This is a genomic window from Xenorhabdus griffiniae, from assembly GCF_001028135.1.
Classification (GTDB): Bacteria; Pseudomonadota; Gammaproteobacteria; order Enterobacterales; family Enterobacteriaceae; genus Xenorhabdus; species Xenorhabdus bakwenae.
Genome location: NZ_LDNM01000127.1, coordinates 1 through 6,676 on the forward strand (window position 1 = coordinate 1; position 6,676 = coordinate 6,676).

Here is a 6,676-nt window from a genome sequence, read left to right on the forward strand (position 1 = left end):
CAACCCGTGGGATTATGCACATAAGAATACGGGTTAACCCCCCCTGCCAGCCCCAGCGGATCGGAGGACCGGTAAATACCGTTGCACAGGGTAACCCGGTGCCCATCGGTTATGGCAGACGGCGTATTGGCGGGGCCATTATTTCAGCGGGTATCTATGCGGAAGACCAACAATAACGGGCGGAGGATGAAAGATGGAAAAACAGCCCATTCAGGGTCACAAAGGCGGCAGACAGCAGCCACGCACACCGGTGGAAGCCCCGGATTCCCTGCAATCCACCTCCTATACCAAAATCATCCTTGCCCTCGGTGAGGGAGAATTTGCGGGAGAGCTGGATGGCCGTCGTATTTTTCTGGATAACACGCCGCTTATCGGCTCCGACGGCACGCCCAATTTTGACGGGGTCAAATGGGAATTCCGTCCCGGCACGCCTCATCAGGAATATATCCCTGGTATGCCGGCAGTCGAAAATGCCCGAACCATCGGCACCGAGCTGGTCAATTCATGGGTGACGGCGGTCACCAATACCCAACTGTCGGCGATCCGTCTGCGATTATCGTGGCCCCAGTTGCAGCGGCAAAAAGATAACGGGGACACGGTGGGGTATCGCATTGAATATGCCATTGACCTCGCCACCGATGGCGGCGCTTTTAAGGAAATCCTGAAAACCGCGGTTGATGGTAAAACCACCACGAAATACGAACGCTCCCACCGGGTGGATTTACCCGCCACCTATTCGGGCTGGCAGGTGCGCCTTCGGCGGCTGACGCCAAAACAGAACAGCAACCGGATCGCTGATGCGATGATAGTAGAAACCATTACCGAGGTGATTGACGCCAAATTAAGCTACCCGGAAACTGCCCTGTTATTCGTTCAGTTTGATGCCAAACAGTTCCGCAATATCCCGCAGATCACCTGCGAACCGAAGATGCGCATCATCCGTGTGCCCGCCAATTATGATCCGGCGCATCGCCGTTACTATGGCAGCTGGGACGGCACCTTCAAATGGGCATGGAGCGACAATCCGGCATGGGTGCTGTATGACCTGATGATCAATGACCGGTTCAGCATCGGCACCCGGGTGAAAACGGAAAACCTGAATCTGGCAAAATGGGATCTGTATAGCATCGCGCAATATTGCGACCAGACTGTGTCGGATGGCGAAGGCGGCGAAGAGCCGCGTTTCACTTGCAATGTCTATATCCAGTCACAGGAAGAGGCTTGGGCCGTATTGCGTGACATTGTGGGGATCTTTCGGGGAATGACGTTCTGGGCCAATAATAATATGAACGTGCTGGCGGACATGCCCCGTGACATGGATTATCTCTTTACGGGTGCCAATGTGCGTGATGGCAAATTCACCTATGCCAGTGGCAGTGAGAAAACTCATTACTCCACGGCCATGGTGAGCTGGTCCGATTCCCAGAACGGTTATCAGGATGCGATTGAACCGGTTTTTGAACACCGCCTGATACGCCGTTATGGTATCCGGCAGGCTGACATTACTGCTATCGGTTGTACGAGTCAGAGTGAAGCTATCCGGCGTGGCAAATGGGTGCTACACACCAACGAACACGACCGGACAGTCACCTTTACCGTCGGACTCGAGGGCCGTATTCCCCTGCCGGGTTATCTTATTGGTATATCGGATAATCTGCTGTCAGGGCCGGGTCGAAGCGGGCGTATTCAGGCCGTGCGGAGGCGAGATATGATCACCTTGGATCGGGTGCCGTCGGCAAAAGTGAGAGACTGGCTGGTCGTCAACCTGCCTTCCGGTAAGACAGGAAAGGATCTAATTTCAGCGATCAACGGACAGGAGGTCTCGGTATGGGGTGGTGGCTATGCCTATTCAGATATCCCGGAGGTGGGTGCCGTTTGGTCCATTGAATCCAACTATAGTGTGGAGCAACCCTTTCGGGTGATGGGTATCAAAGCGGGGGAAGATGGCATGTCGTTTGACATTACGGCAGTTGAGCACGATCCTGATAAATATGCGCTTATCGACAGGAACATTCGCATTGATGAACGTCCCGTGACCACCCTTCCGCCCCGCGTTCAGGCGGCACCGAAGAATGTTCTTATCGACAGTGATACTTCGATCAATCAGGGCATTATCACCACTACGTTGCAGATCACATGGGATGCCACCGACAGTGCCGTGGCCTATGAAGTCGAATGGCGTAAAGACAACGGCAACTGGATAACGGCTCCCCAGACTACCGCGCGGCGTCTTGAGATACCGAACGTTGATGACGGGCGCGATCAGGCGCGGGTCAGGGCGACGAATGCCGCGGCAATATCCAGTATCTGGATGAACACACAGGATACCCTGCTGGGAAGCCGGAAAAAGGTGCCATCGGCACCGCAGTCCCTCCGAACTACGTCGCTACTTTTTGGTATCCGGCTGGACTGGGACTTTGCCAACCCGACGGATATCCTGCTGAAAACTGAAATTGGATACAACAAAAACGGAGAGGATGACGATACGCTGCAGTTTGCCGATATTGCCTATCCGCAGCGTACTCATACCTTGCAGGGGCTGGCCGCGGGGGAAAAACTCTACTTTCGGACACGGCTGGTGGACAAATCGGGTAACACCTCGGCGTGGACGTCACTGGTCAGCGGCGCTGCGTCCAGTGATACCGGCTGGATAGTGGAGGCCAGTCAGGATCATTTTCTGGACGTAGAAACCGGGCGGCGCTTACAAGAACAACTCGCTGAGCAGGCCAGAGCCGACGCGCGTCACAAGCAGTCTATTGCGGAAAACGCGCAGACCATTGAGAAGCTGCATGACATGCTGAAGGAGCTTAAGCAGCGCATACGGTAACCCGATAACGACAGCTTCCGACCCTCATTATGGATTAGATTTCCACGGATTGAGGATCGTCACCCCTGTAGACTGAAAATCGGCTACGTTACGCGTGACTACCGTCATACCATGCACAAGTGCCGTCGCCGCAATCAAAGCATCACGCTCGCTGCACTTGTCAGGGACGTGTAATCGGGCGCAGCGTTGCGCCACAGCGGTATCGACGGGCAACGTTCGCCCGGAAAACTCCGGCAAGACGTGTTGCTCCAGCCACGCACGCAGCATAGCCCCCTGCGTAGCATCCTTACGCTCAATCAACAAAACGCCCAGTTCTAATTCCATGATGGTGATGGCGGACACAAAGAGGTCAGTGGCATCGACACCTTCAGCCCATGCCGCCACGTTCGGAGCAGCCTTCCCGGCCCGAATTTTTCGTAACTCGGACACCACGTTGGTATCGAGTACGTACATCATGAGAAATCAGCCGAGCGGATTTCGAGCGTCACACGCTGCGGCTCAAACTCAATATCCGCCACGCCCGGCATGGCCAGCGAATCGGCAATGTTACGATGCTGCTTTGTCAGCAGGCGATAGTCCTCAATGCTCAACAGTACATGAGCGGGCTTGCCGCGATCGGTGATAAATACGGGGCCATTCTTGGTCGCTTTTTTTGCGCGGGTAACGTCCTGGTTCAGCTCCCGGCTGGATAGGGTCGTGATAGTCATGGGCTATACCTTCTACTTGAATTAAGTATATAGGTACATTACTACAATATAAATGATAGTGCAAATATTGTACGTTATTCCATTTGACTAAATGGTGGCTGATAACACGACCGTTGGGTTTACCAATCTCTCTGATGCTCAATAGACACCGTGATAAACGGCATACACTCTCATCGTTATTTTGCGAGCCGCTTTGCAAAGGTAATTTTTGTCGGTGGTATGTTATTTGAGCGGGAGATAGAGTGGGTGGTGAAATTTCGACGCGGCTTTACCGTGATGCAACACGATAAAACCGCTAACCGCAACAACTAACTGAGATAGTTATTATGGCTGACGCAAATTCTACAGCAAGTACCCGTATTTACAAAATTTCCCAACCGGAACGTTATCAAAAAGTGGTTTACCGTCCCAAGGGGATTAACCGCACTGTTCCAGCTATCAACTTAAGTGGAAAATGGCTGCTGGAAGCCGGATTTTCCATTCACGATCCATTAAAAATCAGGGTGATGCCCGGTTGTCTGATCATCACCGCCCAAAATTTTCATGAACTGTGGCACTGCTTAAAAAGCCTGAATGAAAGCGAATGGGATGATATCGCTGTGGCACACTGGCTACAACAATTTCCCGGTAAATTAAGCAGAAAGTTGCTGGGTTAAACGCATAATTTCATATTTTATCAATTAAAACATGATGTTGAATATACTTGTGTGAGCTGCGATTTGTGATTAAATGGCAAAATTTCTCTTTTGCGAAGCAGCTCGCACTTTATTTTTACCCATTAAACAAAGAAGGAACCTATGGAGATTAATTTTTCTACTGTCAATGCTGAACGGCCGGAATGTGTGTTAAAGGGTGAAGACATGCAACAGATGGGATTTACAGCCAATGCCGTGTTTCATATCACACAATATAACAACGGACTGATATTGACGTTGGCGGAGCCTGGCGATGACCCGGTTGCCCTGTTCCACGCGGTGGAAGATAACCCGAAGCAAGGTATCGATTGGGTACGTGATAATGGCGAGCTCTATCTGGCGGGCAACTGGCTAACGGAAACCGGCTTGCTGAATAATCCCGTTCAAATCGCCCTCGGCTACGGCAAGATTATGCTGATGACAGGTTCTAGTCTGGTATCTGGCTGAAACATGTCGTACTTTTCTTATTGCTGATGGCGTTGGTATGTTAACTATAGTTGACGATCTATATTATTTATATACAATAATGAGGGTGAGCATGATAACCATTGAAAGGACTCAAGATTTTGAAAAATGGTTAAAATCCTTAAAAGACAGGATAGCAAAAGCCAAGATCTTAATCAGAGTTGAAAGAATCGAAGAAGGAAATTTTGGTGATGTTGAAGCGGTGGGAAACGGCGTTTCGGAACTCAAAATACATTACGGGCAGGGCTATCGTGTCTACTTTGCTCATAAAAATAACGAAATAATATTATTACTCTGTGGCGGAGATAAAAGCAGCCAGCAGGCCGATATAAAGAAAGCCAAACAACTTGCGAAAGAATGGGGATTTTAACATGAAAACAGAACCCAAAAAATTTGATGTGGTGGATTTTTTAGAAACGGAAGAAGATATTCAGGCATACTTAAATGCCGCTCTCGAAGAGAACGATACAAAATATTTATTTAAAGCACTAGGCAACATTGCCAGAATAAAAAACATCAGTCAACTCGCTAAAGAATCAGGAATAAGCCGGGAAGGAATATATAAGGCATTATCCTATGACGGCAACCCATCGTTTAATACGGTATACAAAATATCAAAAGCACTGGGTTTGAAGCTGCACTTTACCGGGGCTTAATTCACACTCTTTCTTCCCCTAAACAGGTTTTAAAATTGTTTAGGGGGATGATTATTAAAATTGACTTATTAATCAAACGCATTCAATAAACAAACGGTGACGTAGAATTATTTTTTTCCTCTTCAAGCAATTCTTTCATTATTGAGCAAAAACTGAGGTTTTCGGGAACAAAAACCCCACTGCCATGATACTCTTTAGGGTTTAACAGCATTGAAAACATATCCTTACCATTTTCTAAAAACCGGAGTCTGTCCATTTTTTCCAATTGAGAAAACAGAATGTTATCGGCTGTTTTGATGATCATTCTCTCCACAAATGCTTTTCCTTCATCTGAACCGTTATAATAAAGATCACGTATTGGTTTATATTCTTTGGGAAAATCATCATCTAACGGCCCCAGTAAATAGTTACGCATTTTTTCTCTGTCTTTTATCATCTTGTCATGAATATATTGATATACCGTTATCATGTTATTCCTTTTGGATTATTGAAGTGAGATGATGAATTATCCCAAATAAATTCTTTCTTCTGGCAATAAATCGTAAGCCATATCCAGTTTATTAATTTTTACCAACTCATGAATACGATGTGCTTTACTCGTTATATCCTCGATGTTGATAATCCATTGGTTGACATAATGTTCCACAGCCTGATTACGCAGACCAATCTGTATGGTTCTCTGTTCTAACTTATTTAAATGAATGTCTCGTTCAGGGTCCCATTGAATAACCACATCACTGTGTTGAACTTCTTTTTTCCATTCTTCCTGAGAATGAAACAAATCAGGGTCATAATGACTAATAACGCCTTGCTGAAGAATTTCTCTAAATCCCTCATGCGTGATATCAATAGCCAGAATACGTTCCTGACCACAGTCTTTCATTCCCCAACCAGCACGATACATCATCCATAAGAATGAAGGTTTAATCCATGTCATGCGCGTCATGCTAAAAGGCGGGGAAACGAACGTATTATGTCCAATAGCGCTGTCTGCAATGGTAGAAGAATATGCCTGATAGACTCTAACTGATTGTGGTGTATAAAATGCACGTATTGGGTTGTTTTTGTATGTGAACATAGTCATCCTGTTTGTCATTTATGCTTATATATTGGGATATTCAGTACATCAAATAGAAGAAAGCAGGGCGAGGGTGTGAACGTTTTTTGAACTTAAATTGCGCATAATACAGCTAATGTATGAGTAAAAATCCACCTTCATAGAAGGCTGTCTCTTGATCATAAGTCTTGTTCAAGAGACAGTGTGAGTTCATAGCCTTCAAGGATGGCCTGCAATTTTAGCCATCCTTCCCACAAGGTTTTTACTGA

9 protein-coding genes are annotated in these 6,676 nt (G+C 47.4%); 5 read left to right on the forward strand and 4 right to left on the reverse strand.

All coding sequences use genetic code 11. The features are described from left to right. The first annotated feature begins 193 nt into the window (after window positions 1-193). A complete protein-coding gene (locus AAY47_RS18480) occupies window positions 194-2,827 on the forward strand; it encodes a host specificity protein J (RefSeq protein WP_047771749.1) in 2,634 nt (877 codons plus the stop codon). Window positions 2,828-2,854: 27 nt separating this feature from the next. Here AAY47_RS18480 and AAY47_RS18485 read toward each other — a convergent pair whose 3' ends face one another. Both AAY47_RS18485 and AAY47_RS18490 read right to left on the reverse strand, forming a co-directional pair. Continuing rightward, the gene (locus AAY47_RS18485; protein WP_047771751.1) at window positions 2,855-3,280 is read right to left on the reverse strand and encodes a type II toxin-antitoxin system VapC family toxin; all 426 of its coding nucleotides are present in this window, start codon (window positions 3,278-3,280) and stop codon (window positions 2,855-2,857) included. Next, window positions 3,280-3,534, reverse strand: a complete 255-nt coding sequence (locus AAY47_RS18490) for a type II toxin-antitoxin system Phd/YefM family antitoxin (protein ID WP_047771753.1) — start codon at window positions 3,532-3,534, stop codon at window positions 3,280-3,282. The genes AAY47_RS18485 and AAY47_RS18490 overlap by 1 nt, the downstream gene beginning before the upstream one ends. A gap of 326 nt (window positions 3,535-3,860) precedes the next feature. Here AAY47_RS18490 and AAY47_RS18495 point away from each other — a divergent pair, with 326 nt between their 5' ends. The 4 genes from AAY47_RS18495 to AAY47_RS18510 all read left to right on the forward strand — a co-directional run bounded on the left by AAY47_RS18495 (window position 3,861) and on the right by AAY47_RS18510 (window position 5,350). After that, the gene (locus tag AAY47_RS18495; protein ID WP_047771755.1) at window positions 3,861-4,190 is read left to right on the forward strand and encodes a SymE family type I addiction module toxin; all 330 of its coding nucleotides are present in this window, start codon (window positions 3,861-3,863) and stop codon (window positions 4,188-4,190) included. 141 nt (window positions 4,191-4,331) lie between these two features. After that, window positions 4,332-4,676 carry a SymE family type I addiction module toxin gene (locus AAY47_RS18500; RefSeq protein ID WP_047771757.1) on the forward strand — a complete coding sequence of 115 codons (345 nt, stop codon included), beginning with the start codon at window positions 4,332-4,334 and terminating at the stop codon, window positions 4,674-4,676. Window positions 4,677-4,767: 91 nt separating this feature from the next. Continuing rightward, window positions 4,768-5,064, forward strand: coding sequence for a type II toxin-antitoxin system RelE/ParE family toxin (locus AAY47_RS18505; protein WP_047771758.1), 297 nt, complete (start codon window positions 4,768-4,770; stop codon window positions 5,062-5,064). 1 nt (window position 5,065) lies between these two features. After that, window positions 5,066-5,350, forward strand: coding sequence for an addiction module antidote protein (locus AAY47_RS18510; protein ID WP_047771759.1), 285 nt, complete (start codon window positions 5,066-5,068; stop codon window positions 5,348-5,350). An 82-nt stretch (window positions 5,351-5,432) separates the two neighbouring features. Here the strand turns inward: AAY47_RS18510 and AAY47_RS18515 are convergent, their stop codons facing one another. Both AAY47_RS18515 and AAY47_RS18520 read right to left on the reverse strand, forming a co-directional pair. After that, complete coding sequence (locus AAY47_RS18515) at window positions 5,433-5,819, reverse strand: hypothetical protein (protein ID WP_047771761.1); 387 nt, start codon at window positions 5,817-5,819, stop codon at window positions 5,433-5,435. Window positions 5,820-5,855: 36 nt separating this feature from the next. Beyond that, entirely contained in the window at window positions 5,856-6,428 is a 573-nt protein-coding gene (locus tag AAY47_RS18520) for a DUF4291 domain-containing protein (RefSeq protein WP_072161193.1), read from the reverse strand. Window positions 6,429-6,676: the final 248 nt, after the last annotated feature.